The organism is bacterium, from assembly GCA_004322275.1.
Classification (GTDB): Bacteria; Desulfobacterota; Deferrisomatia; order Deferrisomatales; family BM512; genus SCTA01.
The window spans coordinates 1-19,630 of record SCTA01000016.1; the positions used below are offsets into that span (position 1 = coordinate 1).

15 protein-coding genes are annotated in these 19,630 nt (G+C 58.1%); 8 read left to right on the plus strand and 7 right to left on the minus strand.

Annotated elements, in window-relative coordinates; translation table 11 throughout:
* Nucleotides 1-126: 126 nt before the first annotated feature.
* Both EPN96_04905 and EPN96_04910 read right to left on the minus strand, forming a co-directional pair.
* Complete coding sequence (locus EPN96_04905) at nucleotides 127-849, minus strand: hypothetical protein (protein ID TAL17552.1); 723 nt, start codon at nucleotides 847-849, stop codon at nucleotides 127-129.
* A 68-nt stretch (nucleotides 850-917) separates the two neighbouring features.
* Nucleotides 918-1,697 (minus strand): prepilin peptidase, encoded by a 780-nt coding sequence (locus EPN96_04910; GenBank protein TAL17553.1) that lies wholly within the window; start codon nucleotides 1,695-1,697, stop codon nucleotides 918-920.
* A gap of 153 nt (nucleotides 1,698-1,850) precedes the next feature.
* On the opposite strand from EPN96_04910, the gene tolQ reads away from it, so the two are divergent.
* From tolQ to EPN96_04945, 7 genes are read left to right on the plus strand one after another with little or no spacing between them, the layout of a single operon-like run.
* Nucleotides 1,851-2,531, plus strand: a complete 681-nt coding sequence (gene tolQ, locus EPN96_04915) for a protein TolQ (GenBank protein TAL17566.1) — start codon at nucleotides 1,851-1,853, stop codon at nucleotides 2,529-2,531.
* The gene (gene tolR / locus EPN96_04920) at nucleotides 2,532-2,948 is read left to right on the plus strand and encodes a protein TolR (protein ID TAL17554.1); all 417 of its coding nucleotides are present in this window, start codon (nucleotides 2,532-2,534) and stop codon (nucleotides 2,946-2,948) included.
* The gene (locus EPN96_04925) at nucleotides 2,948-3,970 is read left to right on the plus strand and encodes a TonB C-terminal domain-containing protein (GenBank protein ID TAL17555.1); all 1,023 of its coding nucleotides are present in this window, start codon (nucleotides 2,948-2,950) and stop codon (nucleotides 3,968-3,970) included. Before tolR ends, EPN96_04925 begins: the two co-directional genes overlap by 1 nt.
* Nucleotides 3,971-3,972: 2 nt before the next feature.
* Entirely contained in the window at nucleotides 3,973-4,677 is a 705-nt protein-coding gene (locus EPN96_04930) for a septal ring lytic transglycosylase RlpA family protein (protein TAL17556.1), read from the plus strand.
* A gap of 15 nt (nucleotides 4,678-4,692) precedes the next feature.
* Nucleotides 4,693-6,426: a tetratricopeptide repeat protein gene (locus tag EPN96_04935; protein TAL17557.1), complete on the plus strand. Its 1,734-nt coding sequence runs from the start codon at nucleotides 4,693-4,695 to the stop codon at nucleotides 6,424-6,426.
* Nucleotides 6,426-8,423: a tetratricopeptide repeat protein gene (locus tag EPN96_04940; protein TAL17558.1), complete on the plus strand. Its 1,998-nt coding sequence runs from the start codon at nucleotides 6,426-6,428 to the stop codon at nucleotides 8,421-8,423. The genes EPN96_04935 and EPN96_04940 overlap by 1 nt, the downstream gene beginning before the upstream one ends.
* Nucleotides 8,424-8,472: 49 nt before the next feature.
* Nucleotides 8,473-9,555, plus strand: coding sequence for a HEAT repeat domain-containing protein (locus tag EPN96_04945; protein ID TAL17559.1), 1,083 nt, complete (start codon nucleotides 8,473-8,475; stop codon nucleotides 9,553-9,555).
* Between the two features lie 17 nt (nucleotides 9,556-9,572).
* On the opposite strand, the gene EPN96_04950 is transcribed toward EPN96_04945, so the two are convergent.
* The 5 genes from EPN96_04950 to EPN96_04970 all read right to left on the minus strand — a co-directional run bounded on the left by EPN96_04950 (nucleotide 9,573) and on the right by EPN96_04970 (nucleotide 18,461).
* Nucleotides 9,573-10,997, minus strand: a complete 1,425-nt coding sequence (locus EPN96_04950; protein TAL17560.1) for a hypothetical protein — start codon at nucleotides 10,995-10,997, stop codon at nucleotides 9,573-9,575.
* Between the two features lie 429 nt (nucleotides 10,998-11,426).
* A complete protein-coding gene (locus EPN96_04955) occupies nucleotides 11,427-13,901 on the minus strand; it encodes a hypothetical protein (protein ID TAL17561.1) in 2,475 nt (824 codons plus the stop codon).
* Between the two features lie 395 nt (nucleotides 13,902-14,296).
* The gene (locus EPN96_04960) at nucleotides 14,297-15,661 is read right to left on the minus strand and encodes a sigma-54-dependent Fis family transcriptional regulator (GenBank protein ID TAL17562.1); all 1,365 of its coding nucleotides are present in this window, start codon (nucleotides 15,659-15,661) and stop codon (nucleotides 14,297-14,299) included.
* The gene (locus EPN96_04965; protein TAL17563.1) at nucleotides 15,658-17,886 is read right to left on the minus strand and encodes a HAMP domain-containing protein; all 2,229 of its coding nucleotides are present in this window, start codon (nucleotides 17,884-17,886) and stop codon (nucleotides 15,658-15,660) included. The genes EPN96_04960 and EPN96_04965 overlap by 4 nt, the downstream gene beginning before the upstream one ends.
* Nucleotides 17,883-18,461, minus strand: coding sequence for a DUF4390 domain-containing protein (locus EPN96_04970; GenBank protein ID TAL17564.1), 579 nt, complete (start codon nucleotides 18,459-18,461; stop codon nucleotides 17,883-17,885). The genes EPN96_04965 and EPN96_04970 overlap by 4 nt, the downstream gene beginning before the upstream one ends.
* A 189-nt stretch (nucleotides 18,462-18,650) precedes the next feature.
* Between EPN96_04970 and EPN96_04975 the strand changes: the two genes are divergently transcribed.
* Nucleotides 18,651-19,187 (plus strand): DUF4337 domain-containing protein, encoded by a 537-nt coding sequence (locus tag EPN96_04975; GenBank protein TAL17565.1) that lies wholly within the window; start codon nucleotides 18,651-18,653, stop codon nucleotides 19,185-19,187.
* The last annotated feature ends 443 nt before the right edge of the window (nucleotides 19,188-19,630 follow it).

The following is a 19,630-nucleotide window of genomic DNA, read 5'->3' on the forward strand; positions in this document are numbered from 1 at the left end:
GAAGAACAGAAGAAACTTCGCATACGGGAAAACAAAAAGAGAAAGGCTGAATTCCCGCCCTACGGGCGAGAATGACGATGAGGAATCGGTGCGTTACGCCGCTTCGCGGCCAACACGCCCACGGTTCTACCACCCGGAACCGATGGAGAATCCGGCGGTGAGGCCGCCTGCGTCTTTCTTTTCTCCGAAGAGACGGACCTTGGCTTTCGAGTACCGGACATCCGCCCCCAACGTAATGGGGAGATTTGGTCTCTCGTCGGAAAAATGCGTCCTGAATATCAGCCTCAACCCCGCGTCCAGCCAGAACCCAAGAGCATCGCGGTCACGATCCTTTGAATCCTCTAAAGTCTCCCGGTCCTCAATTTCCTCCACAGCACCGAACAGCGCCGGGCCGCCGCCCGCGAAACCCGAGAAATGCTCCGTCTCGAAGACTTTTTTCCGAATGCCAAGCCCTACCTCTTCGGTCGAACCGGAATGTTTTTCGCTCTCGTGAGAGCTTTGAAGGTAATCGATGGACAGGGCGAACGGCCACCCCTCGGGCGTAACATTGCCGTGGAATATCATCGCCTCCTGACTACCCGCAGACCCCCAGTCTTTATTGTTGTCGAGGTCCTTTAGTCCAAAGGTCAGGCTAAGGCCGTCTCCCTGGTCTTTCGGCAACGCCATTAGAGGGGTGATCAGGGCAAGCAGGAAAAACCCCCGGGCGGCGTAGCCGACAACAGAGGTGACGCCGCCGGGTTTGTCGAACCCCATGTAGGGGTAGCCGACCGGTTTTGATGGAGCCCCCTCCGCCCTCGCGAATCCGGCCAGCAACGCAATCAGCAGGATGGCAACAGTGATCTTTTTCATCGTACCTCCCCGCTCCCGGCGGCAGGGAGCAACCCTATGTGTTATGGCGCAAGGTAAAAGGCCGCCGCTCAGAGGACCTTCCCCAGATACCAGTCGATCAGCCGAGTCCCCCAGAAAAGATACGCCGTGGCGCCGAGGGCCAGGAAGGGGCCGTAGGGTATTTCGTAGTCGCTCCCCTCGCCTTTCATCTTCAATACGATTATACCGATGAAGGAACCGGCGATGGAGGAGGTGAAGATGGTGAAGAGGACGCCCTGCCACCCGAGGAAGGCTCCGATGGCGGCGAGGAGCTTTACGTCTCCCATCCCCATCCCCTCTTTCTTCATTATATACAGGTAGGCGAGCGAGACGGCGAGGAGTATCCCTCCCCCGGCGGCTATCCCGAGGAGGCTGGCTTTCCAGCCTATTCCGGTCACGTGCGAGAGCGCGAGGCCGAGGGGTATTCCGCCCAGGCTTATGGAATCGGGTATTATCTTGTGGTCGAGGTCGATAAAGGTGGCGGCGACGAGCCCGGCCAGGAAGACGAAGTAGGCTCCGAAGGCGAGCGGCGTTTCGCCGTGGAGGGTCCAGAGGTAGAGCGACAGCACTCCCATGAGGGTTTCCACGGCGGGGTAGCGGGGGGATATTTTTATGCCGCAAGAGGCGCACTTTCCCCGCAGGAGAATAAAGCTTATTATAGGTATGTTGTTCCAGGGAGCTATGCGCGTACCGCAGCCGGGGCACCGGCTTGGGGGCGTGGAGAGAGACTCCTCTCGGGGCAGGCGGTAGATGACTACGTTTAAAAAGCTCCCGACCATGGCTCCGAGAACGAAGGCGAAAACTGCGAAGACGGTCTCTAACCCCTGCATAACACCCCTTTTTATGGCTTTTATTAACCCGGCCACTCTACCACAAGGCGTTTCGGATTGACACCCGGCCCTTCGGCCAATATCTTCGTCAAATCGTTTTTTGGATAAACTCATATCCGGAGTCGAAAGATCATGAACGGTTCACAATCGATTCTGTCGATGGCGCTCTCCTCGGGGCTGGTTGTCGGCGGCGTACTTCTGTTGCTGGTCGCCTGCTCGGTGGGTTGCTGGGCTGTGATTATTTACAAGTTCAGAACCCTGCGCGCCGCGAGCAGGCAGAACGTGAAGTTTCTGGAGATTTTCTGGAACACCTCCAGCTTCCAGCACGCGCAGGACGAGACCGAGCATCTCAGAAAATCCCCCCTCAACCAGATGTTCCGCGAAGGCTACAGGGAGTGGAAGAAGTTCAAGAACGCCAAGACAGGGGTCGCCGCCGACGATCTGGCAATCTCCTCGGGCACCGTCGAGAGCGTGGAGCGCTCGCTTCGCCGCTCGCAGGACGTTGAGACCGCAAGGCTCGAATCCATGCTCATCTTTCTCGCCACGGTAGCCAGCGCGGCTCCCTTCGTCGGCCTCTTCGGTACGGTCTGGGGAATTATGGAGTCTTTTCGCGATATCGGGGTGATGGGCTCGGCCAACCTCGCCGTCGTCGCCCCCGGCATCTCGGAGGCGCTCATAGCCACCGCCACGGGCCTCGCCGCCGCCATCCCGGCGGTCGTCGCCTACAACTACTTCAACAACTCTATTAAGGTAATGGCCACCGAGATGGAGGGCTTCCGCTCCGAGTTCCTCAATATCGTCGCGCACCACGAGAGCGTCGGCAGGAGGCAATAGATGGCGATGAATCCTTCCGGCGACCGCAGGGGGGCTATGGCGGAGATCAACGTCACCCCTCTCGTTGACGTCATGCTGGTGCTGCTCATCATCTTCATGGTCGCCGCCCCGATGATCCAGCAGGGGGTTGACGTAAACCTGCCGAAGATCGTGGCTACCGAGCTTCCCGCCAATACCGACCTCCTCATCGTCTCGGTAAACAAGACAGGCTCCGTCTACATCGGCAAGACCCAGATACCGATGGACCAGCTTGCGGAGAAGGTCGAGGCGCTCTACAAAGACAAGGCGGACAAGGAGGCGTTTTTGCGGGCGGACAAGGACGTGCCTTACGGAGTGGTTGTTAACGTGATGTCCCAGATGAAGCGGGCTGGGATCGAGAAGCTGGGGATGGTCACGGAGCCGCTGGAAAAATTTTAATGGCCCGCCCCTCCGGAAACCTTGAAACCAACGGGAAAAAGGGTTTTCGCGTCGCCCTGGGGGTATCCCTCGCCTTTCACGCCGCCGTGGCGCTTATCGCCGGGCAGATCAGGACCACCGGAACCGGAGAGAAAATCGTCTTTCCCCCCGTGCAGACGATAGAGCTGGGGGGCTCCGCCTTCAAATCCTCCGGCTCGGGCCGGTCTTCATCGCCGAAACCTTCTCCCCCCTCCCCCCCCCAACCTCCGGCAAAAGAAGCCGCCGTAGCGGACAGGCTCTCCGGGACTTTGCCCCAAAAGACCCCCGCGAATCAGGCCGTGCAAACGGGAAAACCCCAGAAGACCCCTGTAAACCAGGTTACGCAGTCCGGCAAGCCGCAGAAGACTCCGGCCACCGCCGAGACTTTTCCGGGCGGCGTCGTCCAGCCCTCCGGCAACGCCAGAATCGCCTCGACCGAGCCTGTCCGAACCGAGAAGGACATTCTTGACAGGATAGCCGGTTTTCGCAAGGAACACGGGGAACCCTCGCCCGCTGCCTCCGGCGCTCCCCAAGGGCGCACCGGGGGGGACGTGGACTCGGCGATCGCATCGATGCGCCAGAGGCTTGGCGCGCCCGGCGCGGGCAAAGAAGAGGTCAAACCCGTAGCGGAGGGAACGCCTTCGCAGCCCTTCACCCGCTTCGGCGAGGGCGGCATGGAGGGAGGGTCCGGCGAGTCCGGCGGGCCGGGGCGAAACGTAATGCTTCAAATGAGGGCCACCTCCTATTACAATCAGCTCTGGGACAACGTGAGACAGTTCTGGCAACTGCCCCCCTCGATGAGCGCGAAGGGACTCTCTGCAACCGTTTCCGTTGTCCTCTCCAGGGACGGCACGGTTCAAAAGAGCTGGATTGAGGAGTCTTCCGGGAACCCCGTTTTCGATCAGTCCGCGCTAAAGGCCTTCGTCCGGGCGGGCAAGCTGCCGCCGATACCGGCCGAGTTTCCCGACGACGTAATCGAAGTCGGGTTCCGTTTCAGGGAGTAACGATGAAAAGGGTGAATCTTCCGCGTCTTCTCGCCACAACTCTCATTACCTTCGCTTTTTGGGGGTGCTCTATCGCCCCGCCCACGGGAGGCTACCGCGTCCTCGGGAAGGATTACTTTCCGATAGCCTCCGCCAACGGCTACACCGAAGAGGGGTACGCCTCCTGGTACGGTGACAAGTTTCACGGGAAGAAGACCTCCAGCGGCGAGGTTTACGACATGTACGGCCGGACCTGCGCTCACAAGACCCTCCCCCTCGGGACGACCGTAAAGGTGACGCGGCTGGACAACGGCCGGACGATAACCGCCAGGGTCAACGACCGCGGCCCCTTTGTCGAGGAGCGGATAGTGGACGTGACCTTCACTCTCGCCAGGGATCTTGGAATGCTCGGCACAGGGTCGGTAATGGTGAGGCTTGAAGCCATCGACGAGGAGGGCGCGCCGCTCTCGGGGCCGAAGGTCGATTTCGTCGCCTGGCAGGTGGGCTCCTTTCGGGACGAGAAGAACGCCGTCGCGCTGGCCGAGGGGCTCCGGGGAGATTTCGGCAGGGCCGAGGTCTATCCGGTGGTTCTTCGGGGAGAAAGATTCCACCGGGTCTACGTAGGAAGATATACGAATACCGGCGAAGCCGACGAAGCCTACGAAAAACTCCGCGACCTGGATTTCAAGCCCATTCCCGCGCAGATGGATTTCGCGCGTCAAGACTAGCGGGCGGACGTTAACATGCCGGAGACCTCCCCAGCGCGCGACGCCGCCAAAAGCAAAGCCCTTCTCCTGATACTTGCGCTCCTTCTCGCCCTCGGCGCGGGACTTCTTTACTCGCCGGTAGCGGGCTACGACTTCATCACCCTTGACGACGGGCAATTCGTCATCGACAACGCCATCGTCAGAAGCGGGCTGACCGTCGAGGGCGTTAAAGAGGTTTTTTCCCGCACCCTGCTCGAAGCCTACATGCCGCTGACCTGGCTCTCCTTCATGGCGGACTCGGAGCTTTTCGGCATGGAGTCCAGCGGGTTTCACATCACCAACGCGCTCTTCCACGTCCTGAATACCTTGCTTCTCTTCGCTTTTCTCTACAGGGCGACGGGCTCTCCCGTGAAGAGCTTCCTTGCGGCCGCGCTCTGGACTTTTCACCCCCTCAGGGTCGAATCGGTAGCCTGGATAGCGGAGAGAAGGGACATGCTCTCGGGTTTCTTCCTCCTTCTTTGTCTCCTTTCCTGGCTGGAATGGACGAAAAAGGGCGAAGCAAGATGGTACTTGCTGGCCCTCTCGGCCTTTACGGCGGGGCTTATGTCAAAACCCGTGATAGTAGTTGCGCCGCTGCTCCTCCTCGCCGCAGACCTGTGGCCGCTGGAGAGGTTCAAAGAGAAAGGTTTTGCAGAAAGGCTGAAAAACCTCCTTCCCGAGAAGCTCCCCTTTTTCGCGCTTTCGGCGCTGTTTTCAGCGATAACTCTCGTCGCTTTCGCCAAAGCCCCCTACCCCGAGCGGTTCATCCCCCCCTCGGGAAGGTTCGCCGAGATTGCCACAACCTACACCCATTATCTGTGGAAGACCCTCTGGCCGGTGGAACTGGTAATCCAGAACTCGGCCTCTTTCACGCACCTTTCGGGGCTGTCGGCCGTTCTCGGCTGGATTCTTTTCCTCGCACTTACTTTCGCGGCGGTAAAGGCCGTCAAAAAAAGTCCGGCAGTGACGGCGGGATGGCTCTGGTTTGTCTTTGCTCTTGTCCCGGTGAGCGGCATAATAACCCTCGGTCTTTACTCCGTGGCCGACCACCTGACCTACCTGCCGCACATGGGGCTTTCCTTCCTCGCCGTCTGGGGAGCCGATTCCCTCCTCGGCGAGAGAATAAAGCTACGGCAAGCCGCTGCGACGACCGGTATCGTCTGCATACTCATCCTCGGCGCCGTCTCAAGCGTTCAGTTGAGCCACTGGAAGGACGGTCTAACGCTCTTCAAATACATCTACTCCGTGAAACCAAACATCTTCTCGCAGCGGATGCTCGCTCTGGCGCACCTTCGGGCCCGCAATTACGAGGAATCGTTCAGGCTGTACGAGGACGCGCTGAAAAAAGACCCCGACGACACCGCCTCCTACCGCGACATGGGGATAATCCTCTCCATGACCGGAAAGCCGAAGGAGGCTCTGAAATATCTCTTTCTGGTGGTGGAGAGAGAGCCCGACATCTCGGAAAACAACGGCTACATGGCCATGTCCCTTCTGCAGGCCGGCCAGAGCGCCCGCTCGGAGTATTATTTCAAAAAATCACTCTCCCTCAACCCCGGAAACGCGGCTTCACTCTATAATTACGGAGTCATGCTGGAATGGGCGGGGCGAAAAGACGAGGCCATGAGCCAGTACAGGGAAATATTAAGGCTTGCTCCCGAAAGCGATTTCGCGTCGCTGGCGAGGGAAAAACTGGGAGCGGATCTTGAAAAGGCAAAGGTTCTGAAGTGATGAATTTTATTGAAAGCAAGCGCCTGCCGCTCCTGATGGGGCTGGCGCTGCTCTTGGCCGTGGGTTTTCTCTACGCGCCCGTGTCCGGCTTTGATTTCATCAAGCTCGACGACCACGAGTACGTCACCATGAACGACATGGTCAAAGGCGGCCTTACCCCAGAGGGAGTGAAGGACGCCCTGACCAAAGTCCAGCAGTTCTACTGGATGCCGCTGACCTGGCTCTCCCTGATGACGGACGCCGAGATATATGGCGCAAACGCAGGCGGTTTTCACCGGACGAACGCCATACTCCACCTCCTCAACGTCCTTTTACTCTTCTCCTTTCTCTACAGGGCCACGGGTTCTCCCTGGAAGAGTTTTCTGGCGGCGGGGCTGTGGGCGCTCCATCCCCTCCGCGTCGAATCCGTGGCCTGGGTCTCGGAGAGAAAGGACGTGCTTTCGGCGTTCTTTTTCCTTCTCGCCCTGCTGGCGTATCTCGAATACGTAAGGAAAACCTCGGCGAAGTGGTACCTGGCCGCGCTGGCGGCTATGTTCGCGGGGCTCGCCTCAAAGCAGATCGTCGTGATAACTCCGGTGATACTTCTCATACTGGATCTCTGGCCTCTCGGAAGATTCGACGGCGAACCGCGTCCGGAGAAACTTAAAAAGCTTGTCCTTGAGAAGCTCCCTTTCTTCGCGCTCTCGGCCCTCTTTTCGATCACAGCGCTCGTCCTTACAGCCGGCAACCGTGCGGAATCGGACTTTTTGCCGCCTGAGCGGAGCGTGTTGATCATCCCGACGACGTACCTGCACTACCTTAAAATAATCTTCTGGCCCGCAAACCTCATAATAGAAGACGGCGCAACCACGGGGTGGCTCGAATGGTTTCCGGCGCTGCTGACCTTTATGCTTCTGGCCGCGGCAACCTGGTTCGCTTTCCGCATGCTAAAGGCCGTCCCCGCCGTCACGGCAGGGTGGCTCTGGTTCCTCGCCGGGGTCTTTCCCGTCAGCGGCGTGGTCATGCTCGGCATGAACACCGTGGCCGATCACCTCACCTATTACCCGGCGATCGGGATGTCCATCCTCCTCGTCTGGGGTATAGACGCTTTTATTGTAGAGAGGGAGACGGCGAGGAAAGTTGCGGCCGTGGCGGGGCTGCTCTGCCTCGCCGCCCTTGGCGTCATGTCAGGCAGGCAGCTCACGCACTGGAAGGACGGCATTACCCTCTTTGAATACAACGTGAGAACCAAGGCTACCCATTTCGCGGAGAGACTGCTGGCCGACGCCTACTACGACGAGAAAAGATACCCCGAGGCGATTGAACTCTACAAAAGCTCCCTGCAGAAAAACCCCTTTTCCTACAAGGCGCTTCGCAACCTCGGGATACTTCTGGCGGATACCGGGAAGACCGGCGAAGCGATAGCGGCCCTGGAACAATCCATCAACATTTATTCCGAAGACGCGCAGGCGTGGTTCAACCTCGGGGCGGTGCAAAAGAAAATCGGGAACCCCGACAAAGCGCTGGTCTGTTACAGGCGGGCGAGCCAGATCGACCCCGACTTCTGGGAAGCGCTCTTCAACTCCGCGCTTTTGCTGGCGGCCAGCGGCGATTTCGAGGGTGCGAGGGCGGATATGTCCAGAGCCGAAAATATCGAGCCCCAAAATCCCGAGATAAAAAGAGAGTTAGGGATAATTCTCGCCCGCTCAGGCCGCGAAAAGGAGGCAATGGATCTCTTCCGGCGCGCCTTGGAGCTCGACCCCCTGAGCGCCCAGAACAACTTCAACTACGCCGTCGCCCTCTACAAATCCGGCCAGCTCGACCAGGCGGCCCCGTTTTTCAAAAGGGCTGCCGAGATGGAGCCGAACAACCCGAAAACCCTTTTCGCCTACGCAAAGCTTCTCGAAGAAAGTGGAAAGCGGGAGGAAGCAAACGTCCGGTACAAGGCTCTTCTGGTTCTCCTGCCTTTCAGCGAGGAGACGAAGGAGGCGGTAAAACGCACTTCGGGGAAGAACTGAGATATGCCAGAGGGATTTTGCATTACTCCGAAACGGATTTATAGTTTAAATGCAGTTAACTCCTTGCCGGGGATTATCCATGACTTCCAGGGGTCCGAGAAAACTCGCCAAGCTTCTTCTCGCGCTTTTCGTCCTCGCTCTCTCTTCCGGCGCGCTCGCCCAGCAGACGCACTCGCGCGACATCCTCGCCGGGCTTTCGAGCGAAAACCCCCTCGCGAGGCGGGAGGCCCTCCAATTCCTGCCGGTGGGGCTCGAAGCGAGGCCTGACTTTGAGCGGCGGGAGCTTCTCTCTGGACTCGTTAAAACCCTCGAAGACAAGGACAGCGAAGTCGCCGGGGCGGCCGGGCGGACGCTGGAATTGCTGCTCGGCCAGGGGCTGGCGGCTTCAAGCGGCCTTCGCGACCCCTCCGTCTACCTCACCGACCTTATCAACGCCACCGCGCTCGGGCTCGAAAGCTTCAGCGGCCGCGACCGCGCCGAAACCGCCCTGATGAACACCATAGAAAAGCTGGAGGACGAGGGCGACAGGGACGCCTACCGCCGCCTCAACCTTCTTCTTCGGGGCATCGCCCGCCTGAACGTCAGCCTCGGAGCCGACGACTCGCTCGAAGACGCTCTGGAAAAGGTCGCCGAGATCTTCGGCAAGGCGCTGAACTCCTACAACTCCCGCGAAAGGGACCGGGGCATGCAGGGAATCCGCGTCGCGCTCGACACCTTCATGGACTACGCCGGGGAGGGAAACCTCTGGAACCGCAAACGGGCCGAAAAGTTCTTGGAGGAGACGATGGCGGTAATCGAAAAGGCCCTCGGCAGCGCGAACAGCCGCGTAAGGCTCGACGCGACGAAACTGGGGAGGGAGCTTCTCGACCGCGCCCAGAGGATGAAAATGACGCGGTCGGCCGACAGGCTGCGCCGCGAAGTGGTAAAGAGCCTCGAAGAGATGCTCGCCGACAGTTCTCCCGAAGTAAGGGCCGAATCCGCCGAAAAGCTCGGCCTTGTCGGCGGCAAAGACTCGGTCCCCGCCCTCGAAAAAACCCTCGCCGACAAAGACCGTAAAGTCTCCGAAGCCTCCGCCGAAGCCATAAAGAAAATCACCGGCAAAAAGCCGGAAGTGGAGAAAAGGGGAAGATAGAAGAAAAGTTCTTATGCTTAGTTTTTCAATGTTGCCAAAGCAGGTCTTGAGTTAGGATCCCAAGAGGCGGCATTATACAAAAATTCCGAAAGTTTGGAATCAACTCTCAAGAGGTGATCTAATTTTGGAAGATTTCCTGCGATATTGCATCCAAGAAAAAGCTCATACCCAATAATTGCAATACTAAATATGTCAGATTTTTCTGTTGCATCAGAAGGACGATCACGGGCTTCTGGTGCAGCATATTTCAATGAACCCAGTCTATCATGTGGAAGAGTTAAGTGACTTGTTTTAAAAGAACAAATAACATTTTCAGTTTTACTACCGATATAAGCAGCTGCGCCAAAATCTATAATGGACAATGAGCCATCGTTTTTAATAATAATGTTTTTGGGCGATATGTCGCGATGAATGATTTTGTGTTTATGTATTCTGCCGACAGCATCAACTAGTGCACAAATAACTTCTGATTTGCGTGAAACACTCCATTGCATCGCCTCTTCTTTTAACATTTTGAATAAAGAAGCTCCGCAAACACGTTCTTGAACCATAAATTTAGCCCCTAACGCACTTCCGCTACTGTGATAAATCGGGGTTACACCACTTGCAGATAGTGTTTTTGTGATTTTAATTTCTCTATTGAAGCGACTTTTCAAGCGCTCTACATCAATAAACCGCACATCGGGGAGCAATATTTTTACAACAATAGGCCTTAAATCCAACTCGCCAGTGAAAACAACAGAAGTTCCTCCATACCCTATTTTATCTTTTAGCTTAATTTTATATTCGCTCTGCAAAGCTTCTGCAAAACCAATAGGCAGATTGCGTATTTCATGAACTAGTTGCCTAATTGCTTCTTGATCAGTGGAAACATGCTCTTTTAATAGTTGTCCATACTCATCTTCTACATCCAGTACAATATCCAACATTAAATTAAGCACATGCACAACTGGGTTAAACCATTCTATTAGTGGACTAATTGCATATAATACCGTAGCTCTAGTAGGTTGCGATTTGTCCCAATAAATACTACCCACCGAATTATGTTTAGATTCAGGAGTTAAGAGCCGTCGGACGGCTTCGATATAGGCCTTAATTGGAACGTATTTGTCTGGAGTAGTAATTTCTGGTCTGGGGTCAAAATAACGGCAGACCATCAAAATCACACCGGGATCTGTATCACCGCGAAATAGTTGCATTTTCAAAATTGGATGAGCATATTGTCCATCGGCTTCTGGTAATCCATGGCACAGTAGGTAATAAAAGCATTCGTTCTCCACTGGAGTAGAAAATCTATCTGGAAAAATGTAATTATCAAAATTTGAAGATGGTGCAGGAGGCAGATCTGCAACGCTCTGTTGGGGTATATGTGAATAAACAGTAAATTTAGATAGGCGTTCACTTAGACGAAATGGATTATATGAATAAGGTCGTTTCATCATTGAATTATTCCTTAACGTACTCCCTTACCTAGTTTTTGCGCTTGACGTAAACAAACCACCATCGAGTTTAGGGTACGTTAGCCGTAGTTTCGTAGGGGCGTTAGCCGTAGGCATAACTCACTATTCACCGCATTGAAATTTCCCCGCTGGATTCCCGCCCTTCGGGCGAGAATGACGGGGTTGTTTCATGGATTCCGACTTCCCCTTCGCTAAAGCTACGGAGGACAAGTCGCGGAAATGACCCCCGGTAGATTCATCCGGGGGCAGGCTCCCCGGCGCGGTTTTCCGTTCCCGGCGAGGAATCCCGGAGCGAAAGGGCGAGACAGCAGCACTACAGCGAGCCCACCCTACGCGGCTTTGTCAACAGCCTTAAGGGGCTTCCCGATTCGGGAAGCCCCCTGGTTTTGTGCTTTGTCAGTTACTGACCGCTTACGGGGCCGCCGTGGTGTCGGGCTTTATATCCCACTCGAAGGCGGGGGTGCTGTAGGGAGGCATTGCATAGGAGCCCACCATGGAACCGTCCGCTTGCGCGGTCTGTTCCGAGGTCCCCGTGTTGAGCCATTCGTGCTCTTGCGCGCCTGTGGTCAGTGTTTGGGATTCGCAGGGCATCCCTGGGCAGCAAAGGGAGTACTGGTGCTCAAGGAGGGGCGTTCTCGAAGAGATGGAGGCGCCCGCCATGTAGGTTGCCGGGTCCGCTTCGGAATTCACGCAGAGCAGGCCGTCGGAAGTGTCCGCCGGATAGGTGTCGGTGAAAGATGCCGGCGAACCTGTGCAGGCGGGGTTGGGCGAGGTGTAGGCGATCTGCGTTATGGTGCCGCCCGTCACCTTGTAGCAGTCCCGTCCGGGACTGCTGCTGTCGGGGTCTTTGGTGAAGGTTATGTCGCCGGTTATCTCCCAGACCTTGGTGCCGATTATGGGCATGGTCGCCGTGGCTTTAATGGTGCCCTTGTAGCCGTCGGATTTCTCGTAATACCCCCTGTTCCCCTTCGTTTCGCCCTGCGCACCGGTTTTCCAGCGCTTTGTCTTTACCACGTCCTCTTCGATCTTTATGCGGGCGTCGAGGGTGTCATGGGCGTCTACCTCGACCTTGTAGCCCGGCGAGGTAGCCTCGAAATTGCGCTGCTGGGTCTCGTAGCCCGCGTCCACGATGGGCTGGTAGGCGTCTTGGCGCATGTCGTCGTAGGTGCCTTCCTTGCTCTTGAAGTAGAACTCCTTGGTGCCTGCGAACTCGAAATCCCTTTGCTGGTAGGGGTCGGCGTAAGTCGCGCCGTCGGGTCCGGTCAGGACAAGAGCCTTGGCATAGGCTTCCCACATGGGGATTCCGTCGCTGTCGCGCACGAGATAGACGTGCACCAGCGGCAGGTTGGCCTGCTTGGAAGAGATTTTGATCTCCGTTGAGCCGTCTGCCGCGATGGGGCCTCTTTCGCACCAGAACTGGTAACCCGGCGGCAAGACGCCGGTGGTGGCCGAACTGCTTGTACCGAAATTGCACGAGCCGAGGATCTCGGCGGTGCTCTCTTCGGTTATCTCAAGCCTGTCGACCCTCGCCGGGCCGCAGACCTCGACCGAGCCGACTGTGACGCACCCCTGGTCGGCTATGGTGACGGTGCTTGAGAAGGTGCCGGAAGGAGCCGGCCCGCCGCCGCTTCCACCGCCGCTTCCTCCCGCCGAGTAGGCGCCGGAGTAGGGGACGTCGAAGTTCATCTCCTGCGAGCCGGAGGTGGTTCCCGCCAGCGGCCTCGCCGCCCTTGCGGCAAGATCGGCTGGCCGGGGCATGGCCGCGGCTGCGTCGGTGACGGCCGAGGTACCGACTTTCCTGGGGGTGCCGGATGAGAGGGAATAGAGAATTCCCGTGGCCCCATCGGCGAGAGAGCCTTCGGGAACCGGTATCGACACCGTCAGCCCCGCCTCCCCCGTGCCCGAGGTGTCGTTCCAGAAGGAGGCTTCGCGCTCGATGCCGTTGACCGTGACCACGACGCTGAAATTAGAAAGTGCGGTGAACCCCGCAGGCAGGGTGATCGAGCTGGCATCCTCCACGATCGAAAGAACCACCTCGTCGCCGGGGGCCGGCGGTGTATACGTCCCGTCAACGCCCGCCAACACCACACGGGCGCCGGCGTCAAGCGTGAGGGTGTAGTTGCCCGCGTCGGTGATCGTCGCGGGAGCGGTCGCGGCTCCGTCCTCCCCTAGCCCGAGGAAGGCGGACGGGAACCCCTCGTCGGTGGAGCCATCGCAATCGTTGTCGATGCCGTCAAAAACCTCGGTCGCAGCCGGGTTCGCCGCCGCACTGGCGTCATTGCAGTCGGTATTGTCTAGAACGTAGCCGGAAGGCTGCGAGACCGCGCTGGTCGTGACGGCGGGATCGCCGTAGGTGTCTCCGTCCTGGTCGCGGTAATAGGTGGTCAATACCTCGTCTACCGTCCCGTTGCAGTTGTTGTCGATGAGGTCGGTCAATTCGGCGGCGCCCGGGTGTATGGCGGTGTCGGAGTCGTTGCAGTCCAGGCTGTTCGCCACGTAACCGGAGGGAGCAGTGGCCGCGACGACGGTTACGGCGGGGTTGCCGTAATCATCCCCGTCGGCGTCCTGGTAGAAGGTAGAGAAACCCTCGTCGGTGGAGCCGTCGCAGTTGTTGTCGATTTCGTCGTAAATTTCAGTTGCCACGGGGCTTACCGCCGCTTCGGAGTCGTTGCAGTCGGTAGCGTTGGAAACGTAGCCTTCCGGCTGAGTGGTTGCAGTTGTCGAACTGGCCTGGTTGCCGTAACCGTCGCCGTCGAGGTCCTGATAATAGGTATTGGTGTTGGAGCCTCCTCCGCCGCCACCGCCGCCTCCTCCGCCGCACGAAACCGTGAGCAGGATTGCGGTTACCGTAAGGAAAAACCTGGGCGAATACCTCATGTTTTCCAACCTTTCTCAAAAGCCTGATACGACATGGCGGCTAAGCTCACGGAAAGTTATTCTATACGAATTAATTAGCATAGAAACGCACTGCGTCAATAGCATTCAGTTGCTACCCGGATACAGAAAAACGTCGCTGGATTCCCGCCCTTCGGGCGAGAATGACGGGGTTGTTTCATGGATTCCAGCCTTCCCCCTTCGCTAAAGCTACGGAGGACAAGTCGCGGGAATAACGTGTTCTTTGTTTTTCCCTCGGCACTTTCTTTTCAATCCGGCACACTATTTCGGTGAAGGGCAAGGAGCCCGCAGGGCGCGCGGTCGCAGGCAGTATCGGGAATACGCCAAGACCCGCGCCCGAGAAACGACGCAGCCCTTCGCCGAAAGAGGAAGCCGGACAAAAACCCTTATTCCCCCTCCACCTCTATTCCCAACTCCTTCATCTTTTTATATAACCCCGACCTATCCAACCCCACCCTGTTCGCCGTCTGCGAGACGTTCCAGTTGTTCTTTTCGAGGTGTTCGAGAAGATACCTGCGCTCGAACTCGCGCCTTGCGTCTTTGAGCTGGGCGTCTTTGTAAGAGAAGTAGCTCTGGGCGGCGAGCGCGGTGGATTTGATCACGGGGGGGACGTGCTCGACGCCTATCTTGCCGCCCCGCGTCATTATCGCCATGCGCTCGACGATGTTTTTAAGCTCCCGGACGTTGCCGGGCCATTCGTATTCGGTCAGGACTCCGACCACCTCGGGGGAGAGCTTCGAGGCCTCGAAGCCGTAGTCGGCGGAGGCCTTGGCGAGGAAGTATTCGGCCAGCTTGCCGATATCCTCTTTCCTTTCGCGAAGCGGCGCGAGGTTTACGGGGATGACGTTGAGGCGAAAGTAGAGGTCCTCGCGGAAGCGCCCTTCCTTTAGCTCGTTTTCGAGGTCTTTGTTGGTTGCGGCGATGACGCGGACATCCACCTCGTAGGTGCGGCTGCCGCCGACGCGCTCGTAGCGCATCTCCTGCAAGACGCGCAGTATCTTGGCCTGGGTGCTCAGGCTCATGTCGCCGATCTCGTCCAGAAAGAGGGTCCCTTTGTCGGCGAGGTCGAATTTACCGCGCCTTCTCGCCGCCGCGCCGGTGAAGGCGCCCTTTTCGTGGCCGAAGAGCTCGCTTTCGATGAGCGTCTCCGGTATGGCGGCGCAGTTGACCTCCACGAAGGGGCCTTCGGCGCGGTCGGAAAGAGCGTGGATGTACTGGGCGACAAGCTCCTTCCCCGTGCCGTTTTCGCCGGTTATCAGCACCGAAGCGCGGGTGGGGGCGATTATGCGAATCTGCTCCTTCAATTCCCTGAGGACCGCGCTGTCGCCGACCATCTCCTTGCCGCGCTTCTGCTTGTCGCGCAAAAAGAGGTTTTCCTGCTGGAGCTTGGTGAGGCCGAGGGCGTTTTCTATCTCAAGGAGTATCTTGTCGAGGTTGATGGGCTTTTCCACGAAGTCGTAAGCGCCGAGCTTGGTGGCCTTTACGGCGGTCTCTATGGTGCCGTGGCCGGACATTATTATTATGGGAAGGTTGGGGAAGCGCTCCTTGGCGCGCTCCAGGGTTTCGAGGCCGTCGATCCCCGGAAGCCAGATGTCGAGGAGCACGAGGTCGGGGTCCTCCTCCTCTATCTTCACCAGCCCCTCTTCGCCGCTCCCGGCGAGCGCGACTTCGTATTTCTCGTCCTTCAGGATGGCGGACAGGCTCTGCCGTATCGCCTCTTCGTCGTCGATTACGAGTATTCTTCGGCTCATGCTTCGGCTCCGGGCAAGGGGAATTCCAGTACGAAGCGGGTGCCGCGCGGCGGATTGTCCACGGCGCGCACGTAGCCTCTGTGATCTTCCATGATCGTCTTCACTATGGCGAGGCCGAGCCCCGTTCCGGATTTTTTGGTCGAGAAGTAGGGCTCGAAGAGCTTTTCCTTCGCCGAGGAGGTGAGGCCGTGGCCGTTGTCGGCGACGGTAAGCCTTATCACCTCCCTTTCGGGGTCGTGGCCTGTCGTTACCTCTATCCGGGGCTTGTCCACCTCTTCGAGGGCGCTCACGGCGTTGTCCATCAGGTTTACCAGCGCCCGCTTCACCTGCTCCACGTCAATCTCTATGGTCGGGAGGTCTTCCGCCAGCTTCACGTCGAACTCTATGTCGGGGTGGGGCGTGCGGTAGAGGGAGACGACCTCCTCCACCACCGGGTTGAAGCTGGCCGGGGCGGGCTTGGACTCGGGCAGCTTGGCGAAGCGGGAGAACTCGTTGACCATGTACTTGAGACCGTCCACCTGGGTGATGATGGTGCGGGTGGATTCGTCCAAGACTTCTCCGTCGGGGGTTTCGAGCAGCTCGCCGTAGCGCCTTCTTAGCCTCTGCGCCGAGAGTTGTATCGGCGTCAGCGGGTTCTTGATTTCATGGGCTACGCGGCGGGCCACCTCGCGCCACGCCTGCGCCTTTTGGGCCCGTACGAGGTCGGTAAGGTCGTTGAGGACGAGGACGTGGCCCAGAATCGCCCCCCCGTCGCCGCGAAGGGTGGTCAGGTGGGCCATGACGGTGCGCCCCGAGACCTCGCCGGGAAGCACGACCTGCTTTTGCACCACGTCCGCCTTTTCTTTTCTCTTTTCCGCGAAGACGTCCTCTACGATTTTCCTCACTTCTTCCGAAAGAACCTTCTTGTAGGAGAGCCCTTCGGCCTCCCCGGAGATGCCGAGGAGCTTTACGGCGGAGTGGTTTATCGCGGTGATCACCCCCGAAGGGTCGGTTCCCACCACCCCGGCGGTTATCCTCTCCAGTACCGTCTCCATGTAGATGCGCCGGGCGTCCAGTTCCGCGTTTGTGCCCCTAAGCGTCTCCTGCGCCGCCTCCACGTGGGCCCGTGACTCGCGCAGGTCTCTCGTCATCAGGTTGAAGGCCTGAACGAGCTTGCCCATCTCGTCGCCGGTCGAGACCTGAAGCTCGAAATCGAGGTCGCCGACGGCGATGCGGTGGGTTGCGTCGGCCAGCGCCCCTATAGGCTCGGTTATCGTCCTCGCGAGGTAAAAGCCGAACCAGATGGCCGCGAAGGTAATCAGTATCGAGACGAAGAGGAGCGGCAGGATGTAGCTGCCCTTGATCGGTTTTTTCAGAAGCTCGGTCTGCTTGTATTCCTCGAAGCCGTTTCGTATCTCCTCCAGTCTCCGGAGGGTCCAGACCGGCATGTAGCGGTCCACGAGGAGCACCGCCGCGACCTTGCCCTCCCGCATCACCGGCGTTATCGAGCGCAGGTAATTCCCCTCCGGGGCCTGCACGATAAGGCTGTTGGCCGTCCCCTGGGCGAAGGCCGAGCGTATCTCGGCGCTCTCGGCGTCAACAGGGGCCGGCGCCGGGGCCTTGTCTCCGTTGACGGAGATCTTTCCAGCGCCCTTCTGCACGAGACTCACATGGTGAATTTCGAGAGAGGCAAGCTCGGGCCTTAAAAGCTCCGTCACCTCTTTTTCGCCGGGGTTCGCCTGCGTTTCGCTCTCGAGGCGGTCGGCAAGCGCCCTTCCCGCCCACGCCACCTGCCGCTCCTCACTGCCGTAATAGGACCTCGCCACGTCGATGGCGTTCTTGAGAGCCTGATCCACCCTCTGCGAAAACCACCTGTCCACGCTGAGGGAAAGAAAGCTGGCGCTGGCGAGGAAGAGAAGAGTGGTGGGAATGACAGTGGTGGCGAGGAAGGCGAGGACCAGCTTGGTCTTGAGGTGCGCCCCCATCACTCCGCGCTTTCGCTCGACAATGAGCTTCGCGACGTTGCGAAGCGAGAGGAACAAAAGGAGCAGGATGACGACGATGTTCAGGTTTATGAGGCCGAAGGCGATGGTGGTTTCGGCGGGAGAGCCGCCGATGCCGCCCCGGAACATCCTCCACTGGGCGACCGTGAGGATCAGCCATACTATGAGGAGGCCGGTGACCGCCACCCTCTTCTTGGTTAGCAGTCTTATGGTCGCTATCTTTTTGGGGGAAGGCGCGCTCATCGGTACAGTTCCGGGGGAAGGGAGTCTTTCCGCCAGGGGGTTTTAAGGTCGCCCAGAGAGACGAGCGGCAAAAACCTGTGGAGGAAGAAGGGAAGGCGGAACTCCTCGAACTTTACCTGTATCTCGGAGCGGTATTTTGAATCCGTATCGAGGCGGGTGGCTTCGCATACAGTCAGCCCCTCGACCTTGCTCATCGCCCCAAGCGCCTCCTCCACCGCGCCGTAATTTATCTTCTTGTCGCCGTCGCTCATTATGTAGCGGTTTTTGAGGTTGTCCTTTTCCAGAACCCGCTCGAAGGTGAGAAAGACCGAGTCCCCCTCCCAGAGCCCCCTGTCGAGGCGAAGCAGGCGCACCGTGTAGGTGAAGCGCACAGGAAGGCCGCTGTCGAGGGTGGACTTCAGCCTGCCGTCCATCAGCCCTTCCACAGTGAAATCCACCGTGAGAAAGCCGTTACCGTCGCGCTTGTAGGAGACCTCGGCAACGCGCGAAGGGGCGGGCTTGCCCTCCGCCGAAAAAGCCAAAGGGGCGATTGCCAGAAGCAACAGCAGCAAACAGATTATACGGCGAAGGGCCATTCGATTCCCGTGAGTGGTGAAAGCGGAGTTAACCGCCCGATAATGCGCCTTTTTCGCATTTTAGAGTAGGGGGATTCGGTTGGCAAGGTAAGACCATTAAAGAGCGCCTTGCCCAAAGCAATGTCTTTGTGGCAATTTATCAGCCCATCAAAGCAACCCTCGACCGGCTGTATTCAGGAGTATTGGCAAATGTCTCAGGACAAAAAGGAGCCCTGGCTCAACTGGCTGGCCCTCACCACAGTAATTCTGGCCGTCTGCGCCACCCTTTCCACCTTCAGGGGCGGCGGCTACTCCACCCGCTCCGTCATGAGCCAGACGCAGGCTTCCGACCAGTGGGCCTTCTACCAGGCAAAGTCGATAAAGAGCTACCTTTACGACCTCCAGATGGACAAACTCCGCCTCGAAATGAAGACCGAAGGGACCGAGCTGACCCCCGCCGCCCTTGTCGAGTACCAAAAGCTGATTGACGAGTACGCGGGCAAGGTCGAGACCTACAAGGCCGAGCAAAAGGAGATAATGGCGGAGGCCAAGAGGTTTGAGGAGGTGCGCAACGACGCCCAGAAGCATGGGCAGACCTTCGGGATAGCTGTAATCTACCTTCAGATAGCGATCCTGCTCTCCTCCATCGCCGCGCTGCTCAAAAAGAAAATGGTCTGGCTGGCCGGAACCTCGCTCGGAGCGGTGGGGGTAGTCTACTTCATCAACGGCTTTTTCATGTTCTTCTAAAGGCAGATTGTCTGCATGTATGGTTCGGATAGTTATGTGGGATGGACTTTAGCCCAACGGTCTATGGCTTTTCGCGGGTGCCGTTAGCCGCGAAGCGGCGTAACGCACCATTCTTCGGTCGTCATTCCCGCGAAGGCGGGAAACCATGAAATAACCCGTCATTCTCGCCCGAAGGGCGGGAATCCAGTGACTTATCTTTGTGTGCTTCGCACTTTTACAGCTAGCGGGGCTTGGCGCGCCCCGCACCCTGGGTACTTCTTTTAGCGTGTAGGTCGCGATTGAGCGAAGCGAAAATCCGCCAAAACATTAATGTAGTTCAATAGTTGTGGGGCTCTGCCCCACTCCCCTTGGTACTTCTTTTAGAAAGAAGTACCCAAGAAATCGGCCCGGAAGGAGCCGCTCGCTCTACGAGCGACCGGTCGCTGCGGCGGGGGCGTGAGGGG

Excerpts from the sequence above, each read along its gene's own strand:
- EPN96_04905 (TAL17552.1), bottom strand. The coding sequence starts at position 849 with ATGAAAAAGATCACTGTTGCCATCCTGCTGATTGCGTTGCTGGCCGGA.
- EPN96_04910 (TAL17553.1), bottom strand. The coding sequence starts at position 1,697 with ATGCAGGGGTTAGAGACCGTCTTCGCAGTTTTCGCCTTCGTTCTCGGA.
- tolR (TAL17554.1), top strand. The coding sequence starts at position 2,532 with ATGGCGATGAATCCTTCCGGCGACCGCAGGGGGGCTATGGCGGAGATC.
- EPN96_04925 (TAL17555.1), top strand. The coding sequence starts at position 2,948 with ATGGCCCGCCCCTCCGGAAACCTTGAAACCAACGGGAAAAAGGGTTTT.
- EPN96_04930 (TAL17556.1), top strand. The coding sequence starts at position 3,973 with ATGAAAAGGGTGAATCTTCCGCGTCTTCTCGCCACAACTCTCATTACC.
- EPN96_04935 (TAL17557.1), top strand. The coding sequence starts at position 4,693 with ATGCCGGAGACCTCCCCAGCGCGCGACGCCGCCAAAAGCAAAGCCCTT.
- EPN96_04940 (TAL17558.1), top strand. The coding sequence starts at position 6,426 with ATGAATTTTATTGAAAGCAAGCGCCTGCCGCTCCTGATGGGGCTGGCG.
- EPN96_04945 (TAL17559.1), top strand. The coding sequence starts at position 8,473 with ATGCAGTTAACTCCTTGCCGGGGATTATCCATGACTTCCAGGGGTCCG.
- EPN96_04950 (TAL17560.1), bottom strand. The coding sequence starts at position 10,997 with ATGATGAAACGACCTTATTCATATAATCCATTTCGTCTAAGTGAACGC.
- EPN96_04960 (TAL17562.1), bottom strand. The coding sequence starts at position 15,661 with ATGAGCCGAAGAATACTCGTAATCGACGACGAAGAGGCGATACGGCAG.
- EPN96_04965 (TAL17563.1), bottom strand. The coding sequence starts at position 17,886 with ATGAGCGCGCCTTCCCCCAAAAAGATAGCGACCATAAGACTGCTAACC.
- EPN96_04970 (TAL17564.1), bottom strand. The coding sequence starts at position 18,461 with ATGGCCCTTCGCCGTATAATCTGTTTGCTGCTGTTGCTTCTGGCAATC.
- EPN96_04975 (TAL17565.1), top strand. The coding sequence starts at position 18,651 with ATGTCTCAGGACAAAAAGGAGCCCTGGCTCAACTGGCTGGCCCTCACC.